Source organism: Bauldia sp. (genome assembly GCA_037200845.1).
GTDB lineage: Bacteria > Pseudomonadota > Alphaproteobacteria > Rhizobiales > Kaistiaceae > DASZQY01.
Genome location: JBBCGQ010000001.1, coordinates 43,786 through 61,881, shown reverse-complemented (window position 1 = coordinate 61,881; position 18,096 = coordinate 43,786). Strand labels below are relative to the sequence as shown.

Annotated in this window: 15 protein-coding genes; 10 read left to right on the top strand and 5 right to left on the bottom strand. The window is 66.0% G+C overall.

Going from position 1 to position 18,096, the window contains the following annotated elements; genetic code table 11:
- Nucleotides 1-2 precede the first annotated feature (2 nt).
- Both WDM94_00245 and WDM94_00240 read right to left on the bottom strand, forming a co-directional pair.
- Nucleotides 3-962, bottom strand: coding sequence for an alpha/beta hydrolase (locus WDM94_00245; GenBank protein ID MEJ0011057.1), 960 nt, complete (start codon nucleotides 960-962; stop codon nucleotides 3-5).
- An 18-nt stretch (nucleotides 963-980) separates the two neighbouring features.
- On the bottom strand, nucleotides 981-1,862 hold the full coding sequence (locus WDM94_00240; protein MEJ0011056.1) for an AraC family transcriptional regulator: 882 nt from the start codon (nucleotides 1,860-1,862) through the stop codon (nucleotides 981-983).
- A 141-nt stretch (nucleotides 1,863-2,003) separates the two neighbouring features.
- Between WDM94_00240 and WDM94_00235 the strand changes: the two genes are divergently transcribed.
- The 9 genes from WDM94_00235 to WDM94_00195 all read left to right on the top strand — a co-directional run bounded on the left by WDM94_00235 (nucleotide 2,004) and on the right by WDM94_00195 (nucleotide 10,697).
- Nucleotides 2,004-2,765: a phytanoyl-CoA dioxygenase family protein gene (locus WDM94_00235; protein MEJ0011055.1), complete on the top strand. Its 762-nt coding sequence runs from the start codon at nucleotides 2,004-2,006 to the stop codon at nucleotides 2,763-2,765.
- Between the two features lie 68 nt (nucleotides 2,766-2,833).
- Nucleotides 2,834-3,853, top strand: a complete 1,020-nt coding sequence (locus tag WDM94_00230) for an ABC transporter permease (protein MEJ0011054.1) — start codon at nucleotides 2,834-2,836, stop codon at nucleotides 3,851-3,853.
- 47 nt (nucleotides 3,854-3,900) lie between these two features.
- Complete coding sequence (locus WDM94_00225; protein MEJ0011053.1) at nucleotides 3,901-4,875, top strand: substrate-binding domain-containing protein; 975 nt, start codon at nucleotides 3,901-3,903, stop codon at nucleotides 4,873-4,875.
- A 71-nt stretch (nucleotides 4,876-4,946) separates the two neighbouring features.
- A complete protein-coding gene (locus tag WDM94_00220) occupies nucleotides 4,947-6,473 on the top strand; it encodes a sugar ABC transporter ATP-binding protein (GenBank protein MEJ0011052.1) in 1,527 nt (508 codons plus the stop codon).
- A gap of 12 nt (nucleotides 6,474-6,485) precedes the next feature.
- Nucleotides 6,486-7,421 (top strand): ribokinase, encoded by a 936-nt coding sequence (locus WDM94_00215; protein ID MEJ0011051.1) that lies wholly within the window; start codon nucleotides 6,486-6,488, stop codon nucleotides 7,419-7,421.
- A complete protein-coding gene (gene rbsD / locus WDM94_00210) occupies nucleotides 7,418-7,879 on the top strand; it encodes a D-ribose pyranase (GenBank protein ID MEJ0011050.1) in 462 nt (153 codons plus the stop codon). Before WDM94_00215 ends, rbsD begins: the two co-directional genes overlap by 4 nt.
- 142 nt (nucleotides 7,880-8,021) lie before the next feature.
- Entirely contained in the window at nucleotides 8,022-8,699 is a 678-nt protein-coding gene (gene deoC, locus WDM94_00205) for a deoxyribose-phosphate aldolase (protein ID MEJ0011049.1), read from the top strand.
- Between the two features lie 51 nt (nucleotides 8,700-8,750).
- A complete protein-coding gene (locus WDM94_00200) occupies nucleotides 8,751-9,833 on the top strand; it encodes an alcohol dehydrogenase catalytic domain-containing protein (GenBank protein MEJ0011048.1) in 1,083 nt (360 codons plus the stop codon).
- A gap of 3 nt (nucleotides 9,834-9,836) precedes the next feature.
- Nucleotides 9,837-10,697 carry a creatininase family protein gene (locus WDM94_00195; protein MEJ0011047.1) on the top strand — a complete coding sequence of 287 codons (861 nt, stop codon included), beginning with the start codon at nucleotides 9,837-9,839 and terminating at the stop codon, nucleotides 10,695-10,697.
- Nucleotides 10,698-10,768: 71 nt separating this feature from the next.
- On the opposite strand, the gene WDM94_00190 is transcribed toward WDM94_00195, so the two are convergent.
- The 3 genes from WDM94_00190 to WDM94_00180 all read right to left on the bottom strand — a co-directional run bounded on the left by WDM94_00190 (nucleotide 10,769) and on the right by WDM94_00180 (nucleotide 16,318).
- A complete protein-coding gene (locus WDM94_00190; protein ID MEJ0011046.1) occupies nucleotides 10,769-14,179 on the bottom strand; it encodes an autotransporter domain-containing protein in 3,411 nt (1,136 codons plus the stop codon).
- Nucleotides 14,180-14,375: 196 nt separating this feature from the next.
- Entirely contained in the window at nucleotides 14,376-15,335 is a 960-nt protein-coding gene (locus WDM94_00185) for an AraC family transcriptional regulator (protein MEJ0011045.1), read from the bottom strand.
- Entirely contained in the window at nucleotides 15,332-16,318 is a 987-nt protein-coding gene (locus WDM94_00180; protein MEJ0011044.1) for an AraC family transcriptional regulator, read from the bottom strand. Before WDM94_00180 ends, WDM94_00185 begins: the two co-directional genes overlap by 4 nt.
- Before the next feature lie 336 nt (nucleotides 16,319-16,654).
- Between WDM94_00180 and WDM94_00175 the strand changes: the two genes are divergently transcribed.
- A complete protein-coding gene (locus tag WDM94_00175) occupies nucleotides 16,655-18,094 on the top strand; it encodes a DUF1800 family protein (protein MEJ0011043.1) in 1,440 nt (479 codons plus the stop codon).
- Nucleotides 18,095-18,096 lie beyond the last annotated feature (2 nt).

The following is an 18,096-nucleotide window of genomic DNA, read 5'->3' as shown; positions in this document are numbered from 1 at the left end:
CGCTATCCCCCGGATCCGGCAGTCGGAATTCCCTGTTCTTTGGGTAGGGAGGACCGCGATAAGACCTGACGCGCCCATGCGCCGACTCGCTCCACCGCACGCGCCGCCGCCGGCAGCGCATTTCCGAGCGTCATGAAGCCATGGGTCTCGCCATCGAACATGTCACGTGTGAGGATGTTTCCCGCGGCCGCGAGCCGGTCGCCAAACTCCGCTCCCTCGTCCTTCAGGACATCATGTTCGGCGATGAGAAGGTACGTCGGCGCAAGACCGTCAAATGTCGCCGCCCGCAACGGCGAGGCGTCGGGATGGGACCGGTCGGCGGGCGTTTCGACGTAGTGCTGCCAGAACCACAGCATCCCCGCTGACGTCAAAATCTGCTGGTTCTCGCTTGCCACGAAGGAAGCGCGGCTCGGTTCGTAGTCGGTGACCGGGTAGATCAGCGCCTGTCCGGCAAGTCTCGGTGCACCGCGATCTCGCGCCCGCAGTGCCATGACGGCCGCCAGATTGCCGCCCGCAGAATCGCCCCCGACCAGCAATGGCAGGTCATACTTTGCAGCCGCCCAGCGCACGGCGGCCCAGCAATCTTCGACCGGGACCGGGAAGCGGTACTCCGGGGCCAAGCGGTATTCCGGCAGGACGACGATGCAATTTGCTGCCGTCGCCAGATGCGAGCCGATGGCCGTCCACTCATTGACGCTGCCGATCACCCAGCCGCCGCCGTGCAGGAAGACGAGCACGCCGGCGGGCGTGCCGTGCGGCGTAAGAATGCGCAAAAGAATGTTCGCCCCGTCCACGGGCAGCGCAATGTCTTCGCTGCTTGCGACAGGAACGGCGGGCGAGCCGAGCGAGGTCAGGTTCTCGCTGAGAATGCGCGCCTCGGCGACCGACATCTGCTCAAGCGGCACGCCATCGGACTTTGCGAACTCCGCCATCAGGGCGGCCGCTTCCGGACTCAACGCCATGCAAGTTCCTCCCAGGGGTCAGCGCGATAAAACAGGCGTCGCGGCGTCAAGCGATTTTACCGCCCCCGCCTTGCGCCATTCGGTGGGCGATTGCCCGACAACGCGTCGAAACTCGCGACTGAAGTGATAGATGTCGTAGAAGCCGCAAGTGTCCGCGATCGACGTGACGCTGGCGTCCGGCCGCCCGAGCAGATCCTGCGCGAGCATGATGCGCTCGCGGCGCAACCATTCGCGCGGCGTCATGTGAAAGTGCGCGCGGAACTGCCGGCGAAAATGCGCGGCGCTGACTCGCGCCACGTCTTTCATCTCATCTTCCGTCCAGGCATCGCCGGGCCGCGCGCTCATCGCCGCGGTCAGGCGCGTCACCGATGCGGGCAGTTGCCGGTTCGGTTGCGCGAGGCCTTCGCCGTGCAGCATCGCCATCAGCTCCGCCATCAGCACATTCAGCGCGAGATCGCAGCCCGGCGCCCTGGCGCGCATGCACTCGAACAGCCGCCCAAACCATCCGACCAGCGTGACGCCGCGGCTGATTGGAATCACGCCGCCATCGGGCCCGACGAGAGTCGATCGGATGGCGGCGATGTCACCGCCGTCGACACGCAGCCAGTAGAGCGTCCACGGATCCTCGGCGTCGGCGGCATGTCCGTGCGGCGCCTCTCCCGGCAACCACGCGAGGTCGCCCGTTCGCACCGGCGTGGTCACCCCGTTCACCGTAATCGAGCCGCAACCGGCCACGCAGAACAGCAGATCCTGCCCCGGCGAGGAGGTTCGTTCGATCTGGTAGTCCGGCCCTGCCTCTATCTTTCCGGCTCGCGGAACCGACATAAGAACGTTGGCCCACAAGGGGTCTGGCAGGTAATGGAAGCTCTCTAGAATCGTTGTAGTGCGGCGCCCGGACATGTTCGTTATGTACAAACGATTGCAAGAAGAGTCCATTCTGTTTCGGCGCGCGTCCGTGCAGGTTCAGACCCAAGCGGTGAATTGAGAGAAGTCGCCGCACGGGAAACAGGGGCAGGCAGTGCCCTGCCGGGGAGGACGACGGTGCACATTCCGACGCGGGCGCAGCACGAGCAGTACGTCAAGGACGGCTACTACGTCGTACCCGGCATGCTCACGGCCGAGGAGGTCGATAACTTTCGCTCGCACGCGCGTAGCGACCTCGAGGGGGAGGCCAAAGAAGGCAAGGTCATGGCCAAGGGCGACAAGGCCGGCAAGCAGACCCTGCTCAAGATGTGGAACACCGCCGGCGACGACAAATACGGCCTGCTCGCCCGCGACGAGCGGCTCGTCCACACCGCGCAGTCCATGATCGGCGAGGAGGCCTACCTCTACAGCCACAAGATGACCATGAAGCAGCCGCGCGAGGGCGGCGCCTGGGAATGGCACCAGGATTTCGCCTACTGGTACAACAACGGCTGCCTGTCGCCCGACATGCTGTCGATCTGGATCGCGCTCGACAAATCGAACAAGGCGAACGGCTGCCTCCAGGTCCTGCGTGGTTCGCACGCGCTCGGGCGCATCGATCATATCCGCGAGGACGGTCAGACCAACGCGAGCTCAGCCTACATCGCCGAGGCGCAGAAGCGGTTCGAGCATCTGCACGTGGAGATGGAGCCTGGCGACGGGCTGGTGTTTCACTGCAACCTCCTGCATCGATCGGACGCCAATAACAGCGACACTTATCGCTGGGGCTACATCTGCTCGTACAACGCCGTGGCCAACGCCCCGTTCATGCGGGTCCGCGACTACGGGAACTTCGAGCCGATCAACACCGTGCCCGCGGGCAGCTTCATGAAAGCCTGAATAAGCGAATTGCGTTGACCTTCTGGGGAGGAGGTCGCGGGCGCGCGACGACAGGGAGGAGGAGGAATATGGAACAACAGATCGCCGCGAAGGCCGCCGTTGGAGCGGCGCCTTCGAGGACGCGACGTCTGGTGCTCGGGCGCGAGTTCGGCGTCTTCCTGGCGCTGGTCGCCATGTGCATCGTCCTCACCTTGCTTAACGATCGGTTCCTGACGCCGACAAATCTCCTCAACATCGGTCGCCAAATTTCGCTGGTGGGCATCATGGCCATCGGCATGACGTTCGTGCTGGTATCGGCCGAGGTCGACCTGTCGGTCGGATCGACATACGGACTGTGCGGCATCGTGGTCGGCCTGGTGCTGGTCGCCGGCTACCCGCTCGTGCTGGCGGTCGCCGCGGGGCTTTCGCTCGGCGCCCTGATCGGCCTCATCAACGGCATCCTGTCGACGTACCTGCGCCTGCCGTCGCTGATCGCGACGCTCGGCATGCTCAGCATGGTGCGCGGCGCGGCCCTCATCCTGACCAACGGCAACGCCGTAACCGTCAACGCGCAGGCAGGCGTGCGCCCCGCCGATCTGGCTGCGTTCGAGTTTCTCGGTCAGGGCAAGCTGCTCGGCATCCCGATGCAACTGGTCTTCTTCATCATCATCGCGACCGCGGGCTGGTTCCTGCTTTCGCACACGAGCTTCGGCTTTCGCGTCTTCGCCGTCGGCGGCAGCCCCAAGGCGGCGCGCGTTTCCGGCATCAATGTCGCCGCCGTCAAGATCTGGGCGCTCGTGCTGATGGGTGTCCTGGCGGCATTGGCCGGCACGCTCAGCTTGGCGTTTCTGCCGAGCGGCCAGGCGGGTCGCATGGGCGTCGGACTGGAGCTCGACGTGATCGCCGCGACCATCGTCGGCGGCACCACGCTTGCCGGCGGCGAAGGCACGATCCTCGGAACAATCCTCGGCGTGCTGATCATCGGCGTCCTGCGAAACGGTCTCGTGCTGACGGGGGTTTCGCCCTTTGCGCAGGAATTCCTGATCGGGCTGGTCATCGTCGTGGCCGTCGGCATCGACAAGTGGAGTTCTGCGTCGAAATCAAACTAAACGGGCCCAACAAGGGCCCAAAACCAGAGGAATGGGAGGACTGCGCAATGAGGAAACTAGTCATCCAGACTGCCGTGGCTGCGGCCTGCATCGCCGGGCTGAATTTCGGCGCCGCCGCTGCTCCGGTCAGCATTAACGACTTCAAGCTGGCGCCGCGCATTGCCGACAAGATCAAGTCGGGCAAGGACCTGAACATCATCGTCAGCTACCCGGACGTCTCGCAGGAATTCGAGCCGTTCGTGCTGAAGGGGGTGGAGGCGGCCGAGAAGCAGGACGGCGTGACCGCCAAGGTGATCGGACCGGTCGGCCCGGACGCCGACACGCAGATCAATCAGATCGAGACGTTGATGGACACCATCGACGGGCTCGCGATCGCTTCCGTGTCGACCGACGCGCTGGCGCCGGTGATCAACCGGATGATCGCCGAGGGCATCCCGGTCGTCGCGTACAACACCGACAACCCAGCCAGCAAGCGGCTGGTCTTCGCCGGCCAGGATCTGAAGCAGTCTGGTCGCGAGGCCGGCAAGCTCATGGGCACCGTGCTCGACGGCAAGGGCAAGGTGATCATCACCACGATCAACGCCACCGCGCAGTGGTCGCTCGATCGTGAAGCCGGTGCACGCGAGGCTCTTGCGGCCTTCCCGGGCATCACCGTTGTCAACACGCTGAACACGGGCACCGATCCGCAGGAAATCTACGCCTCGATCGAGAACGCGCTGCTTGCCAATCCCGATGTCACCGGTGTCCTGTCGCTGGAGTGCTGCTCCACTCCCGCCGCCGGCACCTGGGTTCAGCGCAACAACGCCAAGGGTAAGGTGCATGTCGTCGGCTTCGACCTGCTCGACCTGACGGTTCAGCACATCAAGGACGGCTATGTCGACGCGACCATCGACCAGAACCCCGAAAAGCAGGGCTTCGAGGCCGTCGATCTCCTGGTTCAGTTCCTTCGCGGCAAGACGATCGACGATGTCGACACCGGCGTGAAGATCTACAATTCGGCGAATATCGGCGAACTCAAGTAAGCGAAAAATTGCGCCGCCACGGTGGGTCAGGCCACCGTGGCGGTCCATGGTTCACGTAATCGGATCAGACAATGCAGCAGGCGCCGCTGATCGAAATCCGCTCCGTGGGAAAGAGCTTCCCCGGCGTCAAGGCCTTGAGCGGCGTGTCGCTGACTTTCAACGCCGGCGAGGTCCACGCCGTTATCGGCGAGAATGGCGCGGGCAAGTCGACGCTCATGAACATTCTTGCCGGCGAGCTGCTGCCGGACACCGGATCGATCCATGTCGGCGGCGAGGAAGTGCGGCTGACGAGCCCGCTCAAGAGCAAGGCGCTCGGCATCAGCGTCGTATTCCAGGAACTGTCGCTGTGCCACAATCTGTCGGTCAGCGAAAACGTCATGATGCAAGGGCTGGCCAAGCCGCCCGGATTGCGCGCGATCAGCCGCGCGAAGGCCAACCAGCGTGCCGTCGAGCTGCTGGCGCGTCTTGGCCTCGGCGACCTGGATCCGACCACGCCGACGCGCAAGCTCACCATTGCCCAGATGCAGCTCGTCGAGATTGCCCGCGCGATCTCGCAGGACCTGCGCGTTCTGGTGCTCGATGAGCCCAACTCCGCGCTTTCCCCGCACGAGACCGCCCGCCTGCTTCAGATCGTGCGTGCCTTGCGCGCCGACGGCGTCGCGATCGTCTACGTCTCGCATAATCTCGACGAGGTTCGCACCATCGCCGACCGGATCACGGTGCTGCGGGATGGCCACCACGTAACCACAATGGACAACGACAGCTCGGTCAGCATCGACCGGCTGGTGTCGGCAATGGTCGGCCGCGACTTGACGGCTGTCGCTCAATACGCCCTGACCGCGCCGCGCGTGGAGGCGGCAGATCCCGTGCTCTCCGTGCAGGATCTCAAGGTCCCCGCGCAGATCGCCGGGATTTCGTTCGCGCTCCATCCGGGCGAAATTGTCGGCGTCGCGGGCATGCCGAATTCCGGCAAGGAAAGTTTGTCCGACGCGCTGTTCGGGCTGGTGCCGCGCAGCGGCATCGTCGCCCTCGACGGCCTGGTGGTGGCGCCGGAAGATCCCGGCGCGGCGATCGCGGCCGGCATGGCGCTCGTCCCCGCCGACCGTCGCCGCGGCGGTGCGCTGATCATGATGAGCGTCGCGCACAACATCGTCTCCGCTTCCTTGTCCCGCTTCTCGCTGGCGGGCCTTCTGCGCCACGGTGCTATCGCCGACACCGCGGAAGACTACGCCGCGCAGCTCGACGTGCGCACCGCGAGCCTGCTGCAACGCATCGGGACGCTCAGCGGCGGCAACCAGCAGAAGGTGATCCTGGCACGCGGCCTGGTCACAAAGCCGAAGGTGCTGATCCTCCACGAGCCGACGCGCGGCATCGACGTCGGCGCCAAATCGGAGATCTACGAGATCCTCGTCAGATTGGCGGCCGGCGGCATGGGGGTCCTGATGATTTCATCGGAGCTGCCGGAAATAGTCCTGCACACCAGCCGGGTTATCGTGATGGAGAAGGGGCGCATCGCCGCGTCCTTCACCGGTGCGGGGATCACCGAGGAAGCCATCCTGCAAGCGGCGCTCGGCCAGCCTGTCGCCGAGGCTGTGTAGGGAGGTCGTCGGATGTTGCCCAAGGTCACCGTTGTAGGCAGCTTCGCCGTCGGCTTGACGATCCGCAGCCCGACCTTGCCGGTGTTCGGCGAGACTTTGCTCGGCACCGATTTCGACATGGGGCCTGGCGGCAAGGGTTCCAATCAGGCGGTGGCCGCGGCCCGGCTTGGGGCGGATGCGGCGCTCGTCGCCTGTGTCGGGTCCGACGCGCTGGCCAACATCGCGCACGACCTTTACCGGGCCGAGAACGTCGATGCGTCCCACGTCGTATCGTTGCCGGGCCGCGCGACCGGCGTCGGCTTCATCATCCTGAACACCGAGGGCAACAACTTCATCATCCTCGACATGGGCGCCAACAATGCCCTCGACGCCGCAGCCGTCGACGCTGCCTCCGACAGGATCGCCCAGTCGGCCGTCGTGATGGCGGTGCTCGAGATTCCGACCGCTGCCGCATCGCGCGCCATGCAGCTCGGCCGCGCGGCGGGCGCGCGGACCATCCTGAACCCGGCGCCGGCACGCGCTCTGCCGGACGAGATTTTCGCCAACGTCGATGTGCTGACGCCGAACGAATCCGAGTTGCGGATATTGCTCGGCCTGCCGGCCGACGCGCCCGCATCGCCGCGCGACCTGGCCATGCAGTTGCGTCGCCGCGGCGTCGGCACCGTCGTCGTAACGATGGGCCGCAACGGCGCGCTCATCCTATCCGACACCTACGATCTCGTGGTGCCTTCCGTCGAAGTCCCCGTGGTCGACACGACCGGGGCAGGGGACGCATTCAACGCCGGGCTTGCCGTCGCGCTTGCCGAGGGCCGCGAGCTGCCCGACGCGGTGCGGTTCGCTGCCACCTCCGGGTCTATCGCCTGCACGAAGCTCGGCGTCATTCCCTCACTCGGCCGGCGCGCCGATGTCGAGGCACTGTTTCAGTCCAACGCGGGAAAAGCGCGATGAAGCGAGGAACGATCCTTAACGCCGAACTGAACCATGCCATCGCTGCGATGGGCCATGGCGACACGATGATTGTCTGCGACGCGGGGTTCCCGATACCGCGCGGCGCCTGGCGCGTCGATCTCGCCGTGATCAAGGACATCCCCGATCTCGCCACTGTTCTGACGGCGATCGCCGGCGACTTTGTGGCCGAGAAGGTCAGCTACGCCGACACCTTGCCGGCGCACAACCCGGTGCTGCTGGAGACCGTGAAGCGCCTTTTCCCCGACGTGGACCACACCATGGTCACGCACGAATCCATTCTCGGCGAGCTTGCGGCGAAAGCAAAAGTCATCGTCCGCACGGGCGCCTTCGATCCATGGGGCAACGTCGTCTTGACCTCCGGCGTCGACGTTCCACGCTGGTTCGACAAGCCGGGCGTCGTCGCGCCCGAATATTACGCTCGAAAGCTGCGCCGGTGAGGCCTCGCCTGCCGCGCGCGCGGCAGGCAGACCAACCGCCCCGCTCAAGCGCCTCTCGCCGTCGCCGAACGCGACATGAGGATACTGCCGGGTGTGAGCTCGCATGAGCTCCGCCGATCAACCGTAACGCCAGGTAAGCTACATGCCGATGAAACTCGATGAAATCGCCGCCGTCATTCAACACACCGATGTCTCCCCGACGGCAACCGAAAGCAACATTCGTGCGCTGTGCGCCGACGCCGTACGCTTTCGGTTTAATGGCGTGATGGTGCAGCCGTGCTGGATCGGCCTCTGCCGTGCGGAGCTGGCTGGAACGGACATCAAGGTGTGCTCCGCCATGGCCTACCCGATGGGCGGCGGACTGACGCGCTCCAAGGTCGCGGAGATGCGGCATCTGGTCGAAGAAGGTGTCGACGAGATCGACTTCATGCCAAATCTTGGCTTCCTGCTCAGCGGCAGGACGGAGGAGTTCCGCGCCGAGATCGTCGCCGTCGTCGAGGCGGCGGAGGGCCGGCCGGTGAAGGCGATGCTCGAGCTCGAGCCGTTGTCGATCGCCGAGCGCCGCTTGGCGATCCTCGAAGCGGAGGCGGGCGGCTGCGCCTACGTGAAAAACTCATCCGGCTGGGGCGTCGGCGGCAAGGCGACTGCCGAGCTTATCCGGTTCATGGCCGCGACGGCCACGCGCGCCAAAGTCAAAGCCTCGGGCGGCATCCGCTCCCGGCAGGACGCCGAGGACAATATCCTCGCGGGTGCCGTGTTGCTGGGAACAAGCGCCGGGCCGGCGATCATGCGCAGCGGCGTCGGCGCCAATGCTTACTGATCGGCGGTCTCGCCCCCGCGCGACGTCGTACAGCTTCCCGGGAGCTCTGCCGTGACGGCGAAGCAGACGCAGGCGCTCGTCCTGCACGGGCTCGGACAGATGCCGCGACTGGAAGACGTCGTGGTTTCCGATCCCGGCCCCGGCGAGGTGCGGATAAGGGTGATGGCCGCCGGCATCTGCCACACCGACCTCGGCTATGTGGAATACGCCCGCGCGACACCGGTCGTTCTCGGTCACGAGGGCGCCGGCATCGTCGAGGCCGTGGGCACGGGGGTGAGCGCGTCGCGGGTCGGCGAGCATGTCGTCATCAGTTGGCGCTCGCCCTGCGGCGAGTGCCGCAATTGCCGCTCCGGTCGAGCCCAATTCTGCGAGTCGGTGCGCGGCACCGCCGAGCCCCGCGTTTACCTCGGCGATGCGCCTCTCGCCGTCATGCTCAACGTCGGGTGCTTCGCTGCCTACGTCGTCGTCCCTGCGGCGAGTGCCGTTGCCATTCGTGCCGACATGCCGTTTGCGAAGGCGGCGCTGCTCGGTTGCGCGGTTGCCACTGGATTGGGCGCCGCCATCCGGCACGCGAAGATAAACGACGGCGACGATGTGGCCGTGATCGGCTGCGGCGGCGTCGGTCTCAATACCGTGCAGGGCGCGCGGCTGGCGCGCGCGGGACGGATAATCGCCATCGACCGCGATCCCGATCGCCTGGCTCTGGCAAGGAGCTTCGGCGCCACCGACGAGATTCTGGCAAGCGGCGATATCGTGGCCGAGGTGCGGAAGCTCACCGACGGGCGTGGTGTCGACCACGCCTTTGAGCTGGTCGGGCGTCCCGATCTCATCGAGGCAGGCGCGGCCATGCTTGCGCGTGGCGGTCAGCTTACGCTGGTGGGGGCCACCGGCCGCGAGGAAGCCATCAGCCTGCGACCCCGGGGCTTCATGAGCCAGCAGCAAAGGATTTGCGGCTGCATCTACGGCGATATCGCACCGGGCCACGACCTCGCGCTCTTCGCCGATTGGTACGCCGACGGCAGGCTGCAACTGGATCCTCTCCACACGGCCACCATCAGCCTGGCGGAGATGCCCGACCATTTTTCTGCCAGCCGACACTCCGGCATCCGGACGGTCGTGCGTTTCGAGGACTAGGCAATGCTGAACCTCGCCGAGGCTTTCCCGCGCGATATCGACCGGCATCTGGCCGAGCACGCGCCGATACTGGTGCAGCCCCTGGGCACCATCGAATGGCACAGCCATCATCTGCCGCTGGGTCTCGACGGGATCGTTGCCGAACGATTGTCGCGGGCCATTGCCGAGCAGGCGGATGCAGTCCTGGCGCCGGTCTCGTGGTGGGCCGTGGGCGGTGTGCCGTTTCCCCATACGCTCAAGCTGCCGCTCGCGTTGATCGAGCCGCTCCTGGTGGAGCTCTACGTCCAGTTTGGTGGCATGGGCTTTGCCGTCGTCCTGGCATTTGCGGGGCATTTCGGTCTTGAGCAAACGCTCGCCATGAAACGTGCGGCGCTGACGGCCATGCGGCGAACAACGGCATTCATCCTGCCGCTCACCGAGTACGACACGGTCACCGACATGTATGCGGGCGACCACGCCGGCCTCGGCGAGGCATCCCTGTTGCTGTCATTTCGCCCGGAGCTGGTGCACCTCGACGCGGTTCCTCTGGACGCTCCGTTGCCCGGGGTGCTGGGGCCGGAGCCGCGTGGCCACGCCACCGCCGACCACGGCCGCCGGATTGCCGAGGCGATCGCCGCACGCTCCGCCAAAGTCGCCCACCGGCTTCTGGATAGTGCCGGTGATCGACGCCGCTACGCGGATGTCCTTGAACTTTGCGTCGAGGTGATGGAGGCAACGCTGCAGTTGCGCCGATCCGGCGACAGCAGCTCCGCTCCTCCTATCGGCACCCCTGCCTGGCTCGCGCATTGCGCGGCACTTACGGATGGCGACTACGACGCGGCTCAAGCTCATCTGAGGACAAAGCGGTCCGACCTCTGGCGTTAGGCCGCCCGGCCTGTTTCGGCGCGCCCAGGCGCCGCCAGCCGTGTCTGGTCACCCGTCGCTGGCGCCTCGTCTCAGAACTTGACGTTGAAGTCGGCGTTGGCGGACTGGTCGGAGAAACCCGGGCCGAACTGGCCGCTCAGGGAGACGCCCAGCGTGGCGGCCGGCGTGATGGCGAAGTTGAGCCCGGCTTCGGCGACCGCCGCGTCACGCGCGACTGGTGCGCCTCCGATCGAAAAGGCATCGCCGCCTTCGGCGAAGCGCATCGTTGACAGCGCGAACGCATCGCCGAAAACGTGTCGCCAGCCGAGCATGCCCTCCGCGGTCGCGTTGACGCCGGCGATCGTGAAGCCGGTCGAGGCGCGCAGCCCCAGCGCGGTGAAGGTTGCGTCGCTAACGGCTCCCGCGCCGGTCAGCGCCGCGGGCCCGCCCTTCTCGGTGAAGCCGTCGGCATGCAGGCTCACGTAAGCCAGGTTGGCGAAGGGCTCCAGCGCGACCTTGCCGGCACGCATGCCGTAGCCGAGCTCGCCGAAGACCTGCGCCGTGCCGGCGTTGTAGTTTCCGGTCAGCCGGTCGGTGACGCCGGGGAATTCCACCGAGCGCGAGGTCGAGACGTCGTGCCATGTGTAGGCAGCGCCGGTGCGCAACGTGAGATCGCCGAAGGTGGCGCCCCCATAGAGACCGACATCGTAGTTGTCGCTGGCGCCGGAGGAACGACGGTCCGTCACGTCGAATGTCGTGCGGCGGTAGCCCGCCACGATGCCGGCCCGCGCGCCACCGGGCAGGGCGGCGTCGGCGCCGATGAAGATGGCGCCGGTGGAGCGGTCGATACGGGCGGCGTTGCCGTCGCCGTCGCTGCGGCCCCACGCACCGACCCCCCGCCCCCAGACCGCGGGGCGATCCGCGGTCGCTGCCGCGCGCAGCCGATCGAGGGCGGCCTCGCGCGGGAACCGGCTGTCCTCGATCATCGCGCCCCTGGCCGAGGCATGCACCTCGCCCGAGAGCTGATCGAACGCATCGCGGACCTCGTCGGTCGAGAAGCCGAGGACGGCGTCGTAGAGCGTGTTGCCGCTCCCCAGGCTTCCGACGCCGCCGCCGGTGGCGATCTGGTTCGGGGTTTCGCCGATAGCCGCAAATCCCAGGCTGTTGCGCGTCAGCTTGAGGTAGACGTTGTTCGGATCGTAGGTCAGCGACGGAGCGTAGAAGGCGAGGTTGGAAGTCACCGCGTCGAACGTGCCGCTGCGCCCGCCGTTGGCGGTCAGGATGACGTAATCGGTCGACGGGGCGTAGGCGCCCGGCTCGACCACCACCTGCACCGTGCCGCCGTTGATGGTCGCGGTGCCGGTGGCAACGATCTTGTCCGACTGGCTGGCGTCGTTTGCCTCGACCCGGTAGATGGAGCCGTCGGCGAAGCTCGTGTCGCCGCTGACGTTGAGCGTGCCGATCGAGTTGCCCGGGCCGACGATGCCGCCGGCATTGGCGATGATGCCGCCGACCGTGCCGGTGCCGCCAAGGATGCCGCCTCCCGATACCGTCGCGATCGAGCCGGCGAGCGAACCGTTCACCGCCAGGCGCCCGCCGCTCACATTGGTCGCGCCCGTGAAGCTCGCGGAGTTCGCGCTCAGGACCGTCGTGCCGGCGAGCTGGTTGATCGTGCCGACGCCGGCGATGGCGGGCGTGAAGTCATAGTTCGTACCCGTATGATTGAAGTTGATCGCGCCCGTGCCGTCGCCGAACGTCACGTTGGTGACGGCAAGCGTGCCCGCGGCCGCCGCCGTCGATCCGGCGGCCGCGCCGATGTTGAGCGTGCCGACGGAGCCCAGGCCGTCGGCGATTCCGACGACGCCGGCGACCGAGACAAGGCCGCCGCTGGAAATCGTCAGCGCGCCGGTGCCGGCGGAGCCGACCGACAGATTCTCGGCGACCGTCCATTTCGAATTGCTTCCATCGACACTCGCCGTTCCGCTGGCGCCTGCCTGAGTCCCCAGGACGGCGTTGCCGGCGACGCCGCCAACGACGCCGCCGTTGGAAATCGTCAGTGTCCCGGTGCCGGAATAGCCGACGACGACTCCGTCGTTGGTCCACGTTGACCCGGCGCCATCGACAGTGACGCCGCCGGTCGAGCCGGCCTCGAGGCCGACGTAGCCGGCAACGCTGCCGACGCTGCCGCCATCGAGGATTTCGAGGGTGCCGGTGCCGTAGTAGCCGACGAAAAGGCTCGAGGTGTTGGTCCAGGTCGAGCCGGTGCCGTCCACCGTGGCGGAGCCGAGCGCGGTGCCGCCGTAGCCGATCGCCGCGCCGACGCTGGTGACCGCGCCGCCATTGGAGATCGTCAGCGATCCGGCTTCCACATAGCCGACGTTCAGCTCGGCGACGACGCCGAGCGACGAGCCGGCGCCGTCGACCTCGACGATGCCCTGTCCCCCGTTGCTGCCCCCGACGTAGGCATTGGCGGCGGTCACCTTGCCGCCGGCCTCGATGTTCAATGCGCCGCTGCCGACCAGGCCGACGTACAGGTCGGCGCTGTTGGTCCAGGTCGAGCCGGCGCCGGTGACCTTTACGATGCTGGGCAGGCCGCTGATGACGCCGTTGTAGGAGATGTAACCGTTGGCGTTCGAAACGACGCCGCCGTCGGCGATCGTCAGGCTGCCGGTGCCCTTCTCGCCGACATGCAGATCCTTGCTGTTGGCCCAGCTCGAGCCGGCGCCGGTCACGGTGGCGGCGCCATAGCCGGCCGTGTAGTAGCCGAGAGAGCTGGCCTCGCTGATGATCGAACCGCCGTCGGACACCGTCAGGCCGCCCGTGCCTGCGTCGCCGACAGCCAGGTCGTGGACAATGGTCCAGACCGATCCGGTCCCGGTGATCGTTGCCGTGCCGTTCGAGTCGGCATTCAGGCCGATGACGGCCCCGTCCGTATTCGCGTGCGCCCCGTCGGATACCGTCAGCGTTCCGGTCCCGCTGTAGCCGACGGTGGCGAACGAGCCGCTTGTAAAGATCGTGTTGGTGCCACCGATCGTCACCGTGCCGGAGGAGCCCTCGTTCAGGCCGACATAGACTCCATTGGCGTTGACGATGCTGCCGCCGGTGACGCTGAGCGAGCCGGTGCCTTCATGGCCGACCGTGACGACACCGGAGGTCGTCCACGTCGAACTGGCGCCGGTGACCGTGATGACGCCGTTGCTCCCGGCATCGTGGCCGAGCTCGGCTGCCGTGTTGGTGACCGCGCCGGCCAGGCCACCCGCCCCGATGTTCAAAGTGCCGTTGCCGCTGCCACCGACGGTGAGTGGGCCGACGAGATTCCAGGGAGAGGCTTCCGTGCCCGGCACGTTGACCACGCTGCCGCCGTCGATGAGGGACTGCGCGCGGGCGTGCTCGGGTCCACCGCCGAGAACGACGAGCGCCGTTGCCGCGAGCAGCGCCATCCGCGAACCGACGTGAAAGAAGCGGCGCGTACCGGCGTCGCCAGTCCTTCGTACGGAAATCATCTCGCCCCCAAACGCGCGCTGAGTCTCGGCGCATCCGGGAGAACGATATTGTGTCAGCAGGAACAGTGGCTTGGGCTGGCCGACGCGATGACTTTAGCTGCGCGGCATTATGCGGCGCGGAGGGCCGATGAATTGTGCCTGTTGCCGCCTGGCAACATTGCGTAGCGGCAAATCCATCCACGGATCGATGCTGCCGTCAGCCTCGGGGACCGGCCGCGGCCCGCACATCGCTCGGCGTCGCCGCGTAGCGGCGCCGAAACGCGTTGTTGAAATAAGAGATATCGCCGAATCCGGATTCGAGCGCGAGGCTGCTGATCGTGCGATCGGCGAAACGTGGATCGACCAGCATGCGATGCACCTGCGCCAGCCGCTGCTCCAGCACGAAGTCCGTGAAGGTCGTGCCTTCCCGGTTGAACAGCGCGCCTATGGTCCGGGGCGACATGCCGTGCCGCGCGGAAATTGCACCGATCGTCAGATCGGGCCGGCTGAAATTGGCGGCGATGTCGACCTTGATGGCGCGCAGGCGCGCGTTGGACACGCCGCGGCGCGCTGCGAGGTGGGCCGCATCGGCGGTCGGCCCGAGCATGGTGGCTACCAGATCTCGCACATGCATGGCCGCGACGGACTGCAGGCCCTGCGGCATGCTCGTCCGCTGCATGGCCTGAACGTACAGTACCAGCAGCCGCAGCACCTTGTTGCTGGCCGGAACGATCGCGGGCGCCGCGTTATCGGGATGCAGCAGATGCGGCAGCAGCGCGCTGCGCGGAATCGCGATGGAGAGAAACTCGATCGGCTCCGAATAGTGGCTGTGGCCGGGCGTGGCGTTCGACCAGACGACGGCATCGCCGGTATCGACGCTTACTTCACCGAAATTCTGCTGGAAAATCGTGGCCCGTCCCGTCAGCATGATGCCCAGCATGACGTCGTCGTTTCCGTCGGCGATCAGGGCTCTCGTCCGCTTGATGCGGTTGGGCGAGCTCGCGGTCAATCCGATCGTCAGATCCGGCAGCGTGCGAACGAACACCTCGCCTCGGAACGGCTGGCCGGCGATCGGCTCCATGTCCAGGTTCGCGATCTTCTGGCCGAAAATCTCCCGCCAGACCGCGATGCTGTCGGTCTGCTGATAATCGCCGGTCGAAAAACGAAAGTCGCTCAACGCATGTCTTTCGCTGCGCTATTGCGAATGTCCGTCGGCGTCGCGCCGTAGCGTCGGCGAAAGGCCTGGTTGAAATAGGAGATGCTGGCATAGCCGCAATCCAGAGCGACCGTGCCGATGCTGCGCCCGAGCGAAGCCGGATCGCTGAGAATGCGATAGGCCCGCCGCAAACGCTGCTCGCGCAGGAAGTCGGTGAAGGTGGTGTGGTCGCGTTCGAACAGCGTGCGCATGTAGCGTGGCGAAATCGCGCAGCGGGCCGCGATCGCATCGACCCCGAGGTCGGGGCTCGCGAGGTTCGCCAGGATGTCTGCCTTGATCGCGTGCAGCCGGGCCGCGGACAAACCGCCGGCCTCAGCCCGCTCCCTGGCATCGCGGGTCGCGCCGAGTGCCAGCGATGCGAGGTCGTGAATATGCGGCACGCCGAGCGCCTGCAGTTCGGGCGCCAGCGAACCCGGATCGGCGCGCATGATCTCGACGTAGCTGGTCAGCAATCGCAGAGCTTCGTTGGATGCCGGGATCGGCGTCATCAATGTGCGCTCGAGGTCGGGCACCGTCGCGGCTAGGCTGCGCCGGGAAAATTTCAGGCAGACCATGCCGGCCGCGCTCAGATTGCGATAGACGCCGGTCCGCTCGGCCGACCACAGGAGCGCCTCGCCATGACCGATAACCGCCTCGCGGCCGGACTGGACGATCGCGGTCCGCCCTTGGCCGACAATCGCGAGCACCAGGCTGTCGTCCGCATCGGCGACATGGACGGGCGTCCGCCGCACCTCCGACTCGGTGATCGAGCACCACCACACATTGAGATCGGGAAGGGCGCGGATGTAGCACACGGAGCGGAACGGCTCGTCGCCAAGCGCCGTCATGTCCATATTGACGATCGCGTCGCCAAAGTGGTCGCGCCAGACCGAAGCTTTGTCGCGGTCCGGAAAATCGTCGGTGGCGAATCTGTATAAAGCCGAACTCTCGGTCACCGCGGTCACACCAATTCACCGTTCTCGAAATGCTACACTAGAAGACCGCAGAAATATCTCTTGGGCTGGGACGAAGGGAACTTTAGCCCGGCGGCACAATCTGCGCGAATACCCGGTACGCCGCGGGGAACTTGCCATGCCGGCGCATGAGAGCAGGCGCTTTATCGCTGTTTGCGGGCTTCCGACGCCGGCGCCCCGCTCACCGCGATTCAGGCGCGGCGATCGGCATGTCATGCCCCATATGGGGCATGACGCAGCCCCTCCCTTTTGTTAGCGATCTATTCTAGGTTGAGCCAAGGACGCCGTCGGGCATCGCCGGCGTCCGAATAGCCGCTCGGATGGAAGATGGCTCTGTCGCCTGCCGACTCGTTTCGCTTCGCCCGCAAGGTTGGCTACGGCCTTCGCCCGGATGAGAATCCCGGCGACGTGCTGGAGTGGGCGATGGCCCAGATGGAGACGGTGCCGGGATCGGTCGGCATTGCCCATTTCAACCAGCCCGACATCAAACCATGGCCGGCCGAGCTGAACTGGTCGCTTGAGCAGCGCGTCGCCAACCTCATCAAATACAAGTCCGGCGAGGAGAAACTCCAGAAGAGCAACGACCCGAGCGCCGAACAGAAGCGGAGCGCGCTCTACAACGCGACCACGCATATTTACTACGACATCATCCGCCACTGCGCCGACGCAGTGTTCTCGCCGACGCCGGTGTTCGAGCGCTTCGCCAATTTCTGGGCGAACCACTTCACCATCGGCGAGAACAGCAAGTCGACCCACGTCCTCGGCCACTACACCGACGCCGCGATCAAGGCCAACATGGTCCGCGACTTCGCGGCCTTGCTCTACGACGTCGAGACACACCCCGCGATGCTGTCGTATCTCGACGCCCAATATTCAATCGGTCCAAATTCGAAATTGGGTCGCGAGTTTCACGCCAAAGGCACCTACGCCGACATCAACGAGAATCTCGCGCGCGAGATGATGGAGCTACACTCGCTGTCGCCCAAGGCGGGCTACGCCCAGGCGGATGTACGCGAGGCCGCCAAGGTGTTGACCGGCTGGGGCTACACCATGGAAATTCCCGACAGGGACTTTCCGCCTGGGGACCGCTGGCACCAGATGTTTCGCAAAGCCTGGCACGAGCCAGGCAAGAAGACGGTCCTCGGGCAGGTTTTCCCGGAAGGCAAGGAAGGCCTGCATCAACTGACCGACTTCCTCGCCACGCGCGACGAAGGTCGCGAATTCATATCGTTCAAGCTCGCGCACCACTTCATCCGCGAAGAGCCGACCGCCGATGACGTCGCCTTCATCTCCAACGCCTGGCGCGACAGCAAGGGCAGCATGATCGCCATCAACAAGGCGGTGCTGCAGCGCGCGACCGAGCCGGATGCGCGCAAGTTCCAGCAGCCGGAGTGCTGGCTCTATCAGATGCTGCGTATCTCGGGCGCCAGCCTGTTCGTCGGCTATGAAGAACTCGAGGTGTTCGGTCCGGCCGAGCGCCACCCCGAAAAAATCCTCGACGAACTCGGCCAGAACAACTGGAGCATCCGGCAGCCGAACGGCTTCTCGGACGCGCGTAGCGACTGGATCTCGCCGGAGCACATGGAGCGCCGCGTTCGCCTGGCGCAGCTCACCCAGCGTTCCGGCTCGCCGAAACTTCAGGCCAACGACATCGCCGATCGTTATCAGGTGCTGCCCGAGACGCGCGCTCTCATGGAGAAGAGTCCGATGTCGGACTACGGCAAGTTCATGCTGCTCTTCTGCAGTCCGGAATTCACGGAGGCATGACC